This window comes from Vibrio mexicanus (genome assembly GCF_001012815.1).
In the GTDB taxonomy this organism is placed as follows: domain Bacteria; phylum Pseudomonadota; class Gammaproteobacteria; order Enterobacterales; family Vibrionaceae; genus Vibrio; species Vibrio mexicanus.
On sequence record NZ_JYJP01000084.1, the window covers coordinates 36774 to 52973 of the forward strand.

Genomic DNA, 16200 nt, shown 5'->3' on the forward strand with positions numbered 1-16200 from the left:
AAACAAAGCCCAGCACTGTGGCTGGGCAGAATGTCAAAAATGATTAATTATGGCTCACAACAATTAAGCGCAAAGAATCGAGCTGAACTTGGGCTTTACCAATGTAGCCAGTTAGCTCTTTGATCTGCTCATCAATCGCTTCGACCTCTTCATCACGAATGTTTGGATTGACCGCTTTAAGTGCCTGTAGTCGCTCTAGCTCGCTGTTTAGACTTGACGCCATCTCTTGCTGAGCTTGCTGCTTAACCGCTTCCACACGCTCAACCACTTGCGCTTCACCCGCAGAGATCAAACCGTGTATGTCGTTTTGTACCGAGCTCACAAGCTTACTTGCTAGATGGCGGTTCACTGGGCTGAGCTGACGGTTAAATCCTTCAAATTCAACTTGCGATGACAAGTCGTTGCCACGAGCATCCATCATTAAGCGAATTGGCGTCTTCGGCAGGAAGCGTTGAATACCACTGCGTTTTGGTGCTTGTGCATCGACCACGTAAACTAATTCCAGCAAAATCGTTCCAACAGGCAGCGCTTTATTTTTTAGCAACGAAACTGCTGACGTTCCAACACCCTCACTCATCAGTAGATCGATACCACCTTGAATCATTGGGTGCTCCCAACTGATGAAGTTCATGTCTTCACGTGACAGTGCCGTTTCGCGATCAAACGTTATAGTCGCTCCTTCGTACGGCAGACCCGGGTAGCTTGGCACCATCATGTGTTCAGATGGAGTGACCACCAAGGCGTTTTCACCTTTGTCGTCTTGATTTAGGCCAATCGTATCAAACAGGCTAAGCGCAAAAGTCACCAAGTTGGTATCACCGTCGGTAGATGAAATGCGCTCAACGATTTGCTGCGCTTTTTCACCCCCATTCGAGTGCATTTCTAGTAGGCGATCTCGACCTTGCTCTAGCTGAGCTTTCAGCTCTTTGTTCAGCTTCGCAGACGCTTCAATGATCTCATCGAGCTCTTGCGTTTCGCCGGATGCTAACATTTCAATCAAGGTGTCTGAGTATTTGTCGTAAACCGCGCGACCCGTTGGGCATGTTTCGCGGAAAGCATTCAAGCCTTCATCAAACCAGCGAGCTAAGATAGCTTGCGCGGTGCCTTTAAGGTAGGGAACGTGAACATCAATATCGCGACTTTGACCAATACGGTCTAGGCGGCCAATACGCTGCTCAAGCAAGTCTGGGTTGAACGGCAAGTCAAACATCACCAACTGGTTGGCAAACTGGAAGTTGCGGCCTTCTGAGCCAATTTCGCTACATAGAAGCACCTGAGCACCGCCCTCTTCTTGCGCAAAATACGCAGCCGCTTTGTCTCGCTCAAGAATTGACATGCCTTCATGGAAGACTGTCGCTCGAATACCTTCACGCTCACGAAGCGCTTGCTCGAGTTGCAACGCAGTGCTTGCGCGCGAAGCAATCACAAGGATCTTCTCGCTACGCTTCTCTTTCACTTTTTCGATCAACCAGTTCACACGTGAATCAAACTGCCACCAGCTTGCGTCATCACCTTCAAACTCTTGGAAAATCTCTTCTGGATACAGATTTTTCACGGCGCGAGCTTCAGCGCTCATTTTGCCGCCAATCATGCCAGAAACGCGCATAGATGTGGTGTACTGCTGAGGGATCTCCATCGGCATCAGATGAACATTACGCGTTGGGAAACCTTTGATCGCCGCACGCGTGTTTCTAAATAGAACGCGGCCAGTGCCGTGGCGGTCCATCAGGTTATCGATCAGCTCTTGGCGAGCGGCATCTTTGCTCTCTTCTGTGCTATCACTTTCAATAATACGGAATAGCGGTTCCACATCTTGCTCAGAAAGCAGCTCTGTAATTTGATTCTTTGCTGCGTTCTCCAATTTCTGACCGGAAAATAGCGCTGTCACCGAATCAGCCACCGGTGCATATTGTTCTTCTTCTTGAACAAAGGCTTCATAATCATAAAAACGATCAGAGTCGAGCAGCCTTAAACGTGCAAAGTGGCTTTCACGGCCAAGCTGTTCTGGTGTTGCTGTCAGCAGCAGTACGCCTGGTGTTTTTTCTGCTAAGCCTTCCACCACTTGGTATTCACGGCTTGGTGCATCAACGCTCCACTCTAAGTGGTGCGCTTCATCGACAACTAAGAGATCCCAATCCCCTTCTAGTGCTTGCTCTAAGCGCTTGCGACTTTTACGCAAGAAGTCGAGTGAACATAAGACGTATTGTTGGGTATCGAATGGGTTATCCGCTTCGGCGTAAGCTTCAACACAGCGCTCTTCATCAAAGATAGAAAAGTGCAGGTTGAATCGGCGCATCATCTCCACTAGCCATTGATGCTGCAGCGTTTCTGGCACCACGATTAAAATACGCTCTGCACGACCAGCCAACACTTGTTGATGAATGATCATACCCGCTTCGATGGTTTTACCTAGACCTACTTCATCGGCAAGTAGCACACGTGGTGCGTGACGACGCCCCACTTCATGAGCAATATAAAGCTGATGAGGAATCAAGCCTGCTCGCATACCACATAGGCCACGCATTGGGCTCTTGTGCTGCTCAAACTGGTTAGCCAAAGCGCGGTAACGCAGCACAAAGTTGTCCATGCGATCGATTTGACCGGCAAACAGTTTATCTTGAGGTTTATTAAATCGAATCTGGTTGCTGAGCATGATTTCACGCATAACAACGTCTTCTTCGGTATCTTCACGTTTACCCAGGTAAGTAAACAAGCCGTTATCTTCAATCACTTCATCGACAAGCAATGACCAGCCTTCTTGACTTTCAACCACATCACCTTGATTGAAAGTCACTCGGGTTACGGGTGCATCGTTGCGTGCATAGACGCGGTTTTCTTCTGATGCTGCAAACATTAAAGTCACAGTACGAGCATCCAATGCTACAACGGTTCCTAAACCTAAATCGCTCTCCGTATCGCTGATCCAGCGCTGCCCCAAAGCAAAAGTCATGAATCGACCACCTCGTTAAATTTGAGTAAACGTTATTATCTTAGTTGTTCTTGAGCCACTTGGAAGGCAACTAATTGGGAAAAATTCGATTAGTTTATGGCTCAGAAAAGGGGGCCAATCTTACTTGATGCTGTGATACAGGTCACGTGCATTTGGCTAAATCCGGGATATTTTTTTCCGAACTCTTGGCTGACATCAAAGTGTAAGAAATCCATGGCAATCCTAAACTCGTGTGTTATCTAATTTGCTTATACTTAATAGGAAAGTGCAGAAACCGCGTCAATTTTACGTTGGCACTTTTGATGCATTATTTAGCATACGGATCAACACGGGTTTGCAGTAAGTAGTTAGCGATGCCGTTATGTTTCTGATCATATTGGCGTCTTGGTTTGCATGCATTAGCTAGCATGCCTAACTACCCATGCTGCAAATGACCTTTGCTACGCAAGCCGCGCTGCGGCAAGGAGACGCTATGGGCGATACTGATCGGAAACTGTTTGTACTTGATACCAACATCCTTCTACACGAACCTCTTGCTATCTATTCCTTCCAAGAACACGATGTGGTCATCCCAATGACCGTCCTTGAAGAACTCGACCGAATCAAAGACAGTAAACGCGACGTTGCACGTGATGCACGCGTGGCGATTCGTGCTCTAGAAGACCTATTCCGAGATGCCACTCCCGATGAAATATCGGAAGGGATTCCATTCACCGACCAACAAGTATCTGGAACTATCTCTATTTTGGCTGATTTCGAGCTCACCGAAACGGTCAAAGCTTTTGCCGACAAAGAGGGAGATAATCGCATTCTCAACGCTGTGCTCTATTTGCAAAACAAACGTGCACCGCGAGAAGTTGTCCTTATTACCAAAGACATTAATATGCGCTTGCGTGCTAAAGGCGCAGGTGTTCGCTTTGTTGAAGATTATCGAACCGATCAACTGATCGATGATGTTCAGTATCTAACTAACGGCTTTCAGCAGTGTGAAGGCGAATTTTGGTCAGGAGTGGAAGAAGTTGAAAGTCGCACATTGGCGGGGAGAACTTTCCACACTTTAAGTCGAGAACCCTTTGAACCTACTTTCATCAATCAATACATCATCGATGAAGACAGCGACTTTGCCGCCCGCGTTGAAGAGATCGACTCAGAATCCATCACGCTGCGAGACCTCAGCCGTGAGCGCATGATGCACCGCAGAGCTTGGGACATCATGCCCAAGAATGTATACCAAGGCATGGCACTCGATGCCCTACTCGACCCAGATATCGACTTGGTAATCCTAACGGGTGCGGCGGGCAGTGGTAAAACTCTGCTAGCAATGGCGGCTGCTCTGGAGCAAACCATTGAAAGAGGCATGTTTGATAAAATCATTGTTACTCGAAACACACCAGATATTGGCGAGTCGATTGGTTTCCTTCCAGGTACGGAAGAAGAGAAAATGCTACCTTGGTTGGCCGCGATTACCGACACCCTAGAAGCACTGCATAAGAATGATCACTGCACGGAAGGCTCACTAAAGTATATTTGTGATAAAGCCAACATCCAGTTCAAGTCGATCAACTTCATGCGTGGACGCTCGATTCAAAATGCCTTTGTGCTGCTTGATGAGTGTCAAAACTTAACCGCTTCTCAAATCAAAACCATCATCACTCGCTGTGGTGAAGGTACCAAGATCGTCTGTTCGGGTAACTTGGCGCAGATAGATTCCCACTACCTCACCCCTGTAACATCAGGTTTGACCTACATGGTTGAGCGCTTCAAGAACTTCGAAGGCAGTGCCAACATTCACCTCAACGGTGTGGTTCGCAGTCGCTTGGCTGAGTTTGCAGAAGAGAATTTATAGTCACAAAAAGCGAGATATAATTCATATCTCGCTTATTTTTCAAAATAAATATTCACAAAACACCCTTTCTTGTGTTTTACTAGTCCCTTAAGCAGCACTTTGACTAGGGACTTCACTATGGCGTTCAACCTACGTAACCGTAACTTTCTAAAACTCCTTGATTTTACAACAAAAGAAATTCAGTTTTTGATCGACCTGTCACGCGATCTGAAAAAGGCTAAATATGCAGGCGTGGAACAAAAACGTTTGGTTGGAAAAAACATCGCCTTAATATTCGAGAAAGCCTCTACTCGTACTCGTTGTGCATTTGAAGTTGCCGCCTTCGATCAAGGTGCTCAAGTGTCTTACATTGGTCCATCGGGCTCGCAAATCGGGCATAAAGAATCAATGAAAGATACCGCTCGTGTGCTGGGCAGAATGTACGACGGCATTGAATATCGTGGCTTTGGTCAAGAAATCGTCGAAGAGCTTGGCGCGCATGCAGGCGTACCGGTTTGGAACGGTTTGACTGATGAATTCCACCCAACGCAAATTCTCGCAGACTTCCTTACCATGCTAGAACATGGCAAGGGCAAACAACTTCACGAAATGACCTTCGCGTACCTTGGTGATGCACGTAACAACATGGGTAACTCACTCATGGTGGGTGCCGCTAAGATGGGTATGGACATTCGCCTGGTCGCGCCAAAGAATTTTTGGCCAGAAGAAGAGCTCGTCGCGACCTGCCAAGCGATCGCTCAAACCACAGGTGCCCAAATCACGCTGACAGAAGATGTTAATGAAGGCGTTAATGGCTGTGACTTTCTCTACACCGATGTCTGGGTGTCGATGGGCGAAGCACCTGAAGCTTGGGATGAACGTGTTGCCATGATGACGCCTTATCAAGTGAACATGGACGCCATCCAAAAAACCGGCAACCCTGATGTTAAGTTCATGCACTGCCTACCTGCTTTCCATAACGATGAGACGACTATCGGTAAAGAAGTGGCTGAAAAGTACGGTATGAATGGCTTAGAAGTGACGGACGATGTGTTCGAATCGGACTACTCAATTGTGTTTGATGAAGCGGAAAATCGCATGCATACAATCAAGGCAGTGATGGTTGCAACGCTAGGTAGTTAACAGAGAAATACAGCCGTTATATTGCTTGTTTAAACCTTGATGTAATCGCTTGCGCTCTCACTTCTTCAGAGTATAATGCTCGGCAATTTGTCTGGAGATAGAAACTAATGCCACGAATGTTGTGCTCTACACTGTGCGCTCGAACTGCTAAGCCATCGTGCTTAATGGCTATTCTTTCTATCTCTATTGATTTTTAAAGCCTCCCACTATGGGGGCTTTTTTATGGCTCCAAGTAAACCAAAATAGGGAAGACGACCATGGCAAACTCGCTTTACCAGAAGCACATCATCTCTATTCCAGAGCTTTCTCGTGAAGAGCTGGAACTCATTGTCGATACCGCCGGTCAGCTAAAAGCTAAACCGCAACCAGAACTGATAAAGAACAAAGTTGTCGCTAGTTGTTTCTTTGAACCTTCTACTCGTACACGCCTCTCTTTCGAAACTGCGATTCAACGCATTGGCGGAGATGTGATTGGTTTTGATAGTGGTGGTAATACGTCATTGGCGAAGAAAGGTGAAACCCTATCAGACTCTGTACAGGTCATCTCTTCATACGTTGATGCATTTGTGATGCGCCATCCTCAAGAAGGTGCAGCAAGGCTAGCATCAGAGTTTTCTAACGGCGTACCAGTTATCAATGCCGGTGACGGTGCTAACCAACACCCAACTCAGACCCTTCTTGACCTGTTTTCTATCGCTGAAACACAAGGCCGACTTGATAATCTAAACGTCGCGTTTGTCGGTGACCTAAAGTACGGCCGCACGGTACACTCTCTCACTCAAGCGTTAGCCAAGTTTAACAACGTGCGTTTCTACTTCATTGCGCCTGAAGCGCTCGCAATGCCAGAGTACATCTGCGAAGAGCTTGACGAAGCAGGTATTGAATACAGCTTGCATACGGATATGGAACCAGTCATTCCTGAGCTAGACGTTCTTTACATGACACGCGTACAAAAAGAGCGCTTTGACGAATCAGAGTATGCGCACATAAAGTCAGCTTATATCCTAACCGCAAGCTTACTAAAAGACGCGCGTGAAAATCTAAAAGTGCTTCATCCACTGCCACGTGTAGATGAGATCACCATTGATGTGGATAAAACACCGCATGCTTACTATTTCCAACAAGCAGAAAACGGCGTTTACGCACGTGAAGCATTGCTTGCGCTTGTTTTAAACGAAACAGTTCTAAACGAAACACTTTAAGAAAGGAATGTCATTATGAGTAAAGAGACTCAACTTCAAGTTGAAGCGATTCGCAACGGAACCGTGATTGACCATATTCCTGCACAAATTGGTATCAAGGTACTTAAGCTGTTCGATATGCACAACTCTCAGCAGCGCGTCACCATTGGTTTAAACTTACCGTCTTCGGCGCTTGGCTCTAAAGATCTACTGAAAATTGAGAACATCTTCATTAGCGAAGAACAGGCTAGCAAGTTAGCTCTCTACGCACCGCATGCAACGGTAAACCAAATTGAAGATTATGAAGTGGTGAAAAAACTGCCGCTTGATCTACCTGAGCAGATTAATGATGTATTTGAGTGTCCAAATACCAACTGTATTACGCACAACGAACCTGTAGAAAGTAGCTTCAAAGTGTTCGAGAAAGGCGAGGATATTCGCCTTAAATGTAAATACTGCGAGAAAGTGTTCGATCGAGAAATCGTAACTGAGCGCTAAGCGTATCCCAGTAATAAAAACACCTCACTCTTGTGAGGTGTTTTTATTTGTGCCACCAAAATCTATCAATGCCTCTTTACGTGTTAAATGTTTAACGGCAAACTGAGTTCACTTTCTATCCCAGATAACCGTGGAATAATTAATCATGACTAAAGTACTTCACACAGATTCAGCTCCAGCAGCTATTGGCCCTTACATTCAAGGTGTCGACCTAGGCAGCATGGTAATGACTTCTGGCCAGATACCAGTAAACCCAGTAACAGGCGACGTCTCTTCAGATATCGCAGAGCAAGCTCGTCAATCGCTAGAAAACGTAAAAGCCGTTGTTGAATCTTCAGGCCTGACTGTTTCTGACATCGTGAAAATGACAGTATTTGTGAAAGATCTCAATGATTTCGGTACTGTCAATGAAGTGTACGGCGCATTCTTTGACGAGCATAAAGTCGCTCACTACCCTGCTCGCTCTTGTGTTGAAGTGGCTCGCCTTCCTAAAGATGTTGGCATTGAAATTGAGGCAATTGCGGTACGCAAATAATCAGCCTCAAGAAACAAAAAAAGGCGAACACCATCTTGAAGTGTTCGCCTTTTTTGTTACTCGAAATACTACTTAAAGCCTTTTACTTTCTTGATTAAGTCGTAGGCGTTCTGAATCTCTTGCGACTTCTCTTTCGCCACGTTCATCATCTCTGGCGGTAAGCCTTTAGCAATGAGCTTATCTGGGTGATGCTCATTCATCAGCTTGCGGTAGGCGCGCTTGATGGTTTTACTGTCTGCATTTTCACTCACGCCCAAAATCTCATAAGCGTCGGCTAAGTGATTGGCCTGAGAAGCCTGTTGCCAGCCTCCTCCAGAATGACGTTGCTGCCCACCTGAATGACCGCCAAACCCACCATCACGTTGAAAACGAAAAGCGGCCTCTTGCATGTGGAGGCGCTGTTCTAGTTGCTGAGAGGAAAAACCCAAGCCTTGCGCGATTTTATGTAGAACAGAACGCTCACTCGGATGGATGGAGCCATCAGCAAACGCGGCTGAAATTTGTAGCTCGAGGAAGAACTGCAATAAATCAAAGCGACCGCCAGAAGAAATACGAACTTTATTCAGAACCTCTTCTAGCGGGAATCCAGAATCTTTACCCTCACGAAAGGCATTTTGCGCAGCCACCTTGTGCTCGCCATGCAGATTCATCCGCTCCATCATGGTCGTTGCGAGTTCAATTTCCTGTTTAGTAACTTGGCCTTTCGCCTTAGCAACGTGCCCCATAACAGCAAATGCGGACTTAAAAAACTCTTGCTGCATCTCAGCTTGACTCGGGCCAGAGCCAAATGCCCCCGAGCTAAAGCCAGCTCTGGCTAAGCGACGTGCTTTGTCAAACTTATGGCCTAGGTACAAACCCAGCAATGCCCCCAGCGGGCCACCAAAGAGAAAACCAAAAAAGATGCCGAGGATTTTGCCAAAAATATGCATTCTGTGCTCTCAATCTATGAATTTTTTGACGCTAGCGCGGTCTGATAGTGCCGGAGCCGTCAATTTCCTTTATGATAAAGGCCGTTTTCTTTAAGAATGACCCATTGATGGCCCATTCAATCAAGTTCAACAGGATAGTAAAACTCGATGTCACGTTTTCCTCGCACCGCATTAGCTGCATCCATAGGTGCAATACTGCTAGCTCATCAAACTCAAGCGGAAGAACTATTGGACGAGAACGTTCAATTAATGCCATCCATTGGCCAATGTGCAATATTAGACCCTATTGACCAATGCTTGGTCAATGAGCCCGAGGTAGAAAACGCTAACCAGCTGCCGATTAACGTCGAAGCCGACGACCTTGAAGCAATCAATGGTGATAAAGCCGTCTACAGTGGTGAAGTAGTTGTCACCCAAGGCAAGAAACGCTTAATCGCTGACAACGTGACTCTACATCAAGTGGACAACGTTATCGTTGCAGAAGGAAACGTAAACTTCAGTGACGGCGAGTTTAAAACTATCTCCGATAAAGCGACCAACCACGTCAACGATGATTTGCTCATCATGGAGAACACTGACTATCAATTCCTATGTGAGCCAGGACGCGGTGATGCTGCCGTTATCACTAAATCAGGTAAGACCTTCTACGAAATTGAAGACGGATCTCTAACGTCTTGTCCTGTTGGTGACAATGCATGGCGCCTACGAGCGACAAGCATCGACATCGATCAAGAAAAAGAAGAAGCCACTTTCTATAATCCGCGCTTTGAAATTCAAAGCGTGCCTGTTTTTTATCTGCCATTTTTGACAGTGCCGATTGGTGATACGCGGAAAACAGGTTTCCTTTACCCTACAGTGGGCTACGGCTCTAGTGATGGTTTTGAGTTTGAGGTCCCAATCTATTGGAACTTAGCTCCAAATTATGATCTCGAGACCACGGTTAAATACATGGAAAAACGTGGGGCTCAACTAGATTCAAAATTCCGTTATCTATCTGACTTTGGCTATGGCGAAATAAAGTCAGAGTATCTGCCGGATGACAAAAAATATCCCGAACAGGGTGACCGTTGGGGTATGCAGTATACTCACAACGGAATTTTCAAAGAGGCTTGGAAGCTTGAAGTCGATTACTCCAAAGTCAGTGACATTCGCTACTTTTCAGATGTAAGTTCTGGCATCGGTAACCGAGAAGATGGCCAGCTAATTCAAGAAGGCCTGCTTACTTATCGTTCACAAAACTGGGATAGCTCGCTGCTCGTCCGTGACTTCCAAGTACTTTCTGAAGGAAATCAGCCCTATCGCTTAATGCCTCAAATTGACTTCAATTACTACGCACCCGAAGTTATGAGGTATCTGGACTTTGACTTAATCAGCCACGTTTCCCGCTTTGAGACAGACAACCCAAATAACCCATCGGCTACACGTGTTCACGTTGAGCCTGGGCTTAGCGTACCATTCGCTACGACTTGGGGGAGTTGGACAACCGAAGCCCGCCTACTTGGTACTTATTACCAACAAAACTTAGATAATGTTGACCTCAGTGCTTCACAATTCGAGGGATTTAACCTTCAGGAATCTGTTACTAGGGTCATTCCTGAGTTTAGAAGTCATGCTGGCGTTGTTTTAGAGCGAGATACCGTCATTTTAGACAGTTACACTCAAACTCTAGAACCACAAATTCAATATGTTTACGTGCCTGAACAAGATCAAAGTGACATCTACAACTATGACACGACTTTGCTCCAAACTGACTACTATGGCCTGTTCCGCAGTCGAAAATACAGCGGCGTCGATAAAATAGCTGCGGCCAACCAGTTTAGCTATGGTGCATCCACACGATTTTTCGATGAACGCTATCGTGAGCGCTTAAACATATCTTTTGGCCAAATTTTCTATTTTGACAAAGATAACAAACAATCCAACTTGAACTCATCGGAAGACAACAACTCTAACTACTCAGCTTGGGCGGTGGAAACAGACTTTAACTACAATGATAGTTGGTTCTTCCATGGTGGTATTCAATACGATATCGATACTAGTGAAGTTCAATTAGGTAACTCAACGATAGAGTATCGTTTCCGTGGTGGTTACATTCAAACCAACTACCGATATGTCACAAAAGAATATATCGAAGAAACCGTGGGCTTTGATACATCAAGCATCACGCGCGACGGTATTTCTCAAGTAGCTTGCTGTCTGCTTACCAAATTTCACCGAAATGGCATGCTAGCGCTCAGTATTTCTATGATATGACCGTCGACGAAGAACTAGAATGGCTAGCTAACGTTCGCTACCGCAGCGACTGCTGGTACATTGGCTTTACTTACAGTAACCAACTTCGCAGCTGGGAAGGCGATTTCGTAACCAATCCAAACGCGACACCTGTGTATGAGAACAACTTTAGCGTCAACTTTGGCATCGTCGGTTTTGGTACTACGATTGGTTCAGACTCTGGAGCCACTGGGGTGTCTAGTGCGGGTAACGCGCTTGGATACGGCCGACCATTTTTCTTAAATAACTAATTAATTATTGCTAGCTCGAAGTTAGCTAGATAAAAAGAAACAGGACAGTAAATGATTTCTTGGAAACCCACTTTTTGGGAACAAAGCTCTTGGAAAAAGAGCTTCATGGGCATCGCTATCGCCTTCAGCTTTTCTACAGCGCAGGCTACTCCAGTTGAACTGGACAAAGTCACCGTGATTGTTAACGAAGGTGTGGTACTGCAGAGTGATGTTGAATCTTCACTTATCACCCTTCGCGCAAATGCAAAACAAGGTGGTCAAACGCTGCCGAGCGAAGACATTCTAAAAGAGCAAGTACTTGAAAAGCTAATTATCGATACTTTACAGCAACAAGAAGCTGAGCGTATTGGCGTGCGAATCGATGACAACAGTTTGAACCAAGCTCTACAAGAGATCGCTTCAAACAATGATCAAACACTTGAAGAACTTCAAGCAGAGATCGCCGCAGAAGGCCTCACCTACCCAGCTTTCCGAGAGCAAATTCGTAAAGAGATGGCGGCAAGTGAAGCACGTAATGCCTTGGTTCGCCGCCGTATCAATATTCTACCAGCTGAGGTTGATAACCTAGCGGATATTCTTGCTCAAGAAACGAATGCGACCGTTCAATACAAGGTCAGTCATATTCAACTGCGCTATGTTGAGGGTGAAGACAAGTCCAAACTTGAAGAAAAAGCCAATCGCCTAGTTGAAGAGCTTAACGACGGCGCTGATTTCGCTACGATGGCTTACACCTACTCAAAAGGCCCTAAAGCACTCGAGGGTGGTGACTGGGGGTGGATGCGTAAAGAAGAGATGCCAACCATTTTCGCCGACCAAATCAAGCTACAAAATAAAGGCACTATCATAGGACCATTCAGAAGCGGTATCGGCTTTCACATCTTAAAAATCGATGACGTCAAAGGCTTAGAAACAGTAGCCGTTACTGAGGTTAATGCTCGCCATATTCTTATTAAGCCAACGGTAATCCTAAGTGATGAAGGCGTACAGAGGCAGCTCAACGACATTATTCGCCGCATTAATGCAGGCGAAGCAAACTTTGGTGACTTAGCTCAACAATACAGTCAAGACCCAGGTTCAGCCGTACAAAATGGTGAGCTGGGCTATCAAACACCTGATTTATATGTACCTGAGTTCAGGCACCAAGTTGAGACTCTCCCAGAAGGCCAAATCAGTGAACCATTCAAAACAGTTCACGGTTGGCATATTGTCGAGGTAATAGATCGCCGTGAAGTTGACCGCACAGACTCTGCGTTGAAGAACAAAGCTTACCGAATTTTGTTTAATCGCAAATTCAACGAAGAAGCTAGCGCATGGTTGCAAGAGCTTCGAGCCAGTGCCTTCGTCGAAATTGTCGAGGAAACTCAAAATGACGATTAAACGTATCGTTGTGACCGCAGGTGAGCCTGCGGGAATTGGGCCAGACTTAGTTCTGGCTCAATCAACGGAAAACTGGCCGCACCAACTGGTTGTGTGTGCAGACAAAAAAATGCTGCAGGCACGGGCGGAGCAACTGGGTATCGAAGTCAATCTTCTGGATTATAATGCCGAGTCTGCACCTACACCGCAGCAAGCGGGCACGCTCATTGTCGACAATATTGACTTAGCGGTGCCAGCGGTTGCAGGACAACTCGATGAGAGCAACGGCCATTACGTACTAAAAACGCTCGAAAGAGCCGCTTTGGGCTGTATGAATGGTGAATTTGATGCTATTGTCACCGGCCCCGTTCATAAGGGTGTGATCAATCGTGCTGGAGTAGCCTTTAGTGGCCATACGGAGTTCTTTGCAGAGAAATCCAATACACCGCTGGTTGTTATGATGTTGGCCACCGAAGGACTTCGAGTTGCCTTAGTCACCACCCATATTCCTCTTGCTTATGTATCCAAAGCTGTGACAGAGGAAAGACTGGAGAAAATTATCGATATTCTCCATAAAGATCTACGGGACAAATTTGCAATCGACAAACCGACGATTTATGTCTGTGGACTTAATCCACACGCTGGAGAGGACGGTTGCCTAGGTAGAGAGGAAATTGAAACCATTACCCCTACCTTAGAAAAGATACGCCAGCGAGATGGTATTAATTTAATTGGCCCATTGCCGGCCGATACCATCTTTAGCGAAAAGTACTTACAAGAAGCCGATGCGGTTTTGGGCATGTATCACGATCAGGTGCTGCCGGTTCTAAAATACAAAGGTTTTGGTCGCTCAGTGAATATCACTCTTGGCCTACCTTTTATTAGAACCTCGGTTGATCACGGTACCGCATTGGAACTGGCAGGAACTGGCACTGCGGATACAGGGAGCTTTAGAACAGCACTCGCTCATGCGATTGAGCTAGTAGACAAGAAAACTGATTAATACGTTAGCGAAGCAACTACACTTTCGATAGCGGTTAATTAAGCACTGAATTCGAGATAACTATGAGAAATGATGTCCATTTAGGGCACAAAGCGCGTAAACGTTTTGGTCAAAACTTCCTAAACGATCCTTACATTATTGACGGGATCGTTTCCTCTATCAATCCAAAGCCAGGGCAAAATCTAGTGGAAATTGGCCCAGGCTTGGGGGCAATTACAGAGCCTGTTGGGCGCGAAGTCGACAAGTTCACTGTAATTGAACTGGATAGAGATTTGGCAGAGCGCCTTCGCAATCACCCAGAATTAGCGGATAAACTCACCATCCACGAAGGTGATGCAATGCGTTTTGACTTCACTCAACTGGTGAAGCCAAATAACAAGCTGCGCATTTTCGGCAACTTGCCATACAACATCTCTACTCCGCTAATGTTCCACCTATTTGAATTCCATAAAGATATTCAAGACATGCACTTCATGTTGCAGAAAGAAGTGGTGAATCGTTTGGCAGCGGGCCCTGGTAGCAAAGCATACGGTCGTCTCACGGTGATGGCTCAGTACTACTGTAAAGTCACACCAGTGCTTGAAGTGCCACCAACGGCTTTCGTACCGCCACCAAAAGTAGACTCAGCGGTTGTTCGTCTAACACCATACGAAGAGCTACCACATCCGGCAACCAGTTTGAAGTGGTTAGATCGCGTATGTCGCGAGGGCTTTAACCAGCGTCGTAAAACGGTTCGTAACTGCTATAAAGGCCTGCTTGATGCTGAAACTCTAGAAGAGTTAGGTGTGAATCCGAGCTCTAGACCAGAGCAGATCACTCTAGAGCAATTTGTCGCGATGGCAAACTGGCTCGATGCGAATCATAAATAGTAGAAAATCTTGATTAAATTGAGCATGTTATCAATTTAAAGAGAACCATCTTTAAAGCCTCTAGCATTCACAAGCTAGAGGCTTTATATTTTAAAAGTAAGATGAGTTTTAGGAGTTCACATGGATGTATCTACCCCTTGCATCAAAGTTCAAGTCCACACCAAGTACATTGAAGAGCAATCTGAACCCGATAACAATCGATATATCTTCGCTTATATTATCACCGTCAAAAACCTCAGCTCTCAAACCGTGCAACTTATCAGCCGACGCTGGCTGATCCATGATGCCAATGGCAAGCAGCTATCCATCGAAGGTGATGGTGTGGTTGGCCAGCAACCTTTTATTGAAGCGCGTGACGAATATACCTATAGCAGCGGTACTGCAATTGAGACCCCCGTTGGCGTAATGCAAGGTCAGTACATTATGCATGATGAATCTGGTAAAGAGTTCATCGCTGAAATAGAACCCTTTCGACTCGCCATGCCTAACGTTTTAAATTAACTTTCTGCTCTCGTACTGCAAAATTAGGAAATACCGTGTCGAACTATATAGTTGGGGATATCCAAGGCTGTTTTGATGAGCTTCAAGCTCTACTGGCTAAGGCAGAGTTTGATGAGAGTAAAGACACTCTTTGGATCACAGGTGATCTTGTGGCTCGCGGCCCAAAATCTCTTGAAACTCTTCGCTTTGTTAAAGCGCTAGGTAGCGCTGCAAAAGTTATCCTCGGTAACCACGACTTGCACCTGCTCGCCGTTGGCTTAGGTGTCCACAAGGTCAAAGATAAAGATAAAACCGCAGCGATTTTCGAAGCGACCGACAGAGACGAGCTCCTCCACTGGCTACGTAAACAACCTCTTTTAGCCGAGCATGAAGAATTTCTTATCTGCCATGCGGGCATCAGTCCTCAGTGGGATCTGAAGCAAGCTAGAGAGTGTGCTGAAGAAGTGGAAGCCATTTTAAAAAGCGACGATTGGGCTTGGTTGATAAGAAACATGTACGAGAATCAACCTGCTCTTTGGGACAAGAAATTGAAAGGTATCGAGCGATATCGCTATACCATCAACGCATTTACTCGAATGCGCTTTTGTTTTTCTGATGGCCAATTGGATATGGCGTGTAAGCTTCCACCCGAGAGTGTTAAAAATAACAATCTAGTACCATGGTTTAAGACTCCAGGGCGCAAAGACATAGAGAAAACGATTCTATTTGGTCACTGGGCTGCGCTGAAAGGATATGAGAATAAAGACGTTATTGGTTTAGACACGGGTTGTGTTTGGGGTGGACAACTAACGATGCTGAGATGGGAAGACAAACAATATTTCACTCAGGATGCCCTGAGTTGAGCTCATAGCCACTCTACGCAGAAAGTTTTTCACTCAGAGTAGAGTG

Annotated in this window: 12 protein-coding genes and 1 pseudogene; 11 read left to right on the forward strand and 2 right to left on the reverse strand. The window is 45.9% G+C overall.

Annotation, left to right across the window (positions count from 1 at the left end; genetic code table 11):
* Positions 1–43: 43 nt before the first annotated feature.
* On the reverse strand, positions 44–2950 hold the full coding sequence (gene rapA / locus UA76_RS11905) for an RNA polymerase-associated protein RapA (protein ID WP_047046339.1): 2907 nt from the start codon (positions 2948–2950) through the stop codon (positions 44–46).
* 472 nt (positions 2951–3422) lie between these two features.
* Here rapA and UA76_RS11910 point away from each other — a divergent pair, with 472 nt between their 5' ends.
* From UA76_RS11910 to UA76_RS11930, 5 genes are all read left to right on the forward strand, one after another.
* Positions 3423–4796, forward strand: coding sequence for a PhoH family protein (locus UA76_RS11910; protein ID WP_047046342.1), 1374 nt, complete (start codon positions 3423–3425; stop codon positions 4794–4796).
* Positions 4797–4913: 117 nt separating this feature from the next.
* Positions 4914–5918 (forward strand): ornithine carbamoyltransferase, encoded by a 1005-nt coding sequence (locus UA76_RS11915; RefSeq protein WP_047046345.1) that lies wholly within the window; start codon positions 4914–4916, stop codon positions 5916–5918.
* 257 nt (positions 5919–6175) lie between these two features.
* Positions 6176–7120 carry an aspartate carbamoyltransferase gene (gene pyrB / locus UA76_RS11920; protein ID WP_047046347.1) on the forward strand — a complete coding sequence of 315 codons (945 nt, stop codon included), beginning with the start codon at positions 6176–6178 and terminating at the stop codon, positions 7118–7120.
* 15 nt (positions 7121–7135) lie between these two features.
* A complete protein-coding gene (gene pyrI, locus UA76_RS11925; RefSeq protein WP_047046350.1) occupies positions 7136–7597 on the forward strand; it encodes an aspartate carbamoyltransferase regulatory subunit in 462 nt (153 codons plus the stop codon).
* A gap of 145 nt (positions 7598–7742) precedes the next feature.
* On the forward strand, positions 7743–8132 hold the full coding sequence (locus tag UA76_RS11930) for a RidA family protein (protein ID WP_047046352.1): 390 nt from the start codon (positions 7743–7745) through the stop codon (positions 8130–8132).
* Between the two features lie 68 nt (positions 8133–8200).
* Here the strand turns inward: UA76_RS11930 and djlA are convergent, their stop codons facing one another.
* Positions 8201–9061 (reverse strand): co-chaperone DjlA, encoded by an 861-nt coding sequence (gene djlA / locus UA76_RS11935; RefSeq protein ID WP_047046355.1) that lies wholly within the window; start codon positions 9059–9061, stop codon positions 8201–8203.
* Between the two features lie 147 nt (positions 9062–9208).
* Here djlA and lptD point away from each other — a divergent pair.
* From lptD to apaH, 6 genes and pseudogenes are all read left to right on the forward strand, one after another.
* A pseudogene (lptD, locus tag UA76_RS11940) lies at positions 9209–11583 on the forward strand (LPS assembly protein LptD).
* A gap of 105 nt (positions 11584–11688) precedes the next feature.
* Positions 11689–12960 carry a peptidylprolyl isomerase SurA gene (surA, locus tag UA76_RS11945; protein ID WP_047046359.1) on the forward strand — a complete coding sequence of 424 codons (1272 nt, stop codon included), beginning with the start codon at positions 11689–11691 and terminating at the stop codon, positions 12958–12960.
* A complete protein-coding gene (gene pdxA / locus UA76_RS11950; RefSeq protein ID WP_047046361.1) occupies positions 12950–13942 on the forward strand; it encodes a 4-hydroxythreonine-4-phosphate dehydrogenase PdxA in 993 nt (330 codons plus the stop codon). Before surA ends, pdxA begins: the two co-directional genes overlap by 11 nt.
* Positions 13943–14004: 62 nt before the next feature.
* Positions 14005–14811: a 16S rRNA (adenine(1518)-N(6)/adenine(1519)-N(6))-dimethyltransferase RsmA gene (rsmA, locus tag UA76_RS11955; protein WP_047046364.1), complete on the forward strand. Its 807-nt coding sequence runs from the start codon at positions 14005–14007 to the stop codon at positions 14809–14811.
* A 120-nt stretch (positions 14812–14931) separates the two neighbouring features.
* Positions 14932–15312 carry a Co2+/Mg2+ efflux protein ApaG gene (gene apaG, locus UA76_RS11960; RefSeq protein WP_047046365.1) on the forward strand — a complete coding sequence of 127 codons (381 nt, stop codon included), beginning with the start codon at positions 14932–14934 and terminating at the stop codon, positions 15310–15312.
* Positions 15313–15347: 35 nt separating this feature from the next.
* Positions 15348–16154, forward strand: coding sequence for a bis(5'-nucleosyl)-tetraphosphatase (symmetrical) ApaH (gene apaH / locus UA76_RS11965; RefSeq protein WP_047046367.1), 807 nt, complete (start codon positions 15348–15350; stop codon positions 16152–16154).
* Positions 16155–16200: the final 46 nt, after the last annotated feature.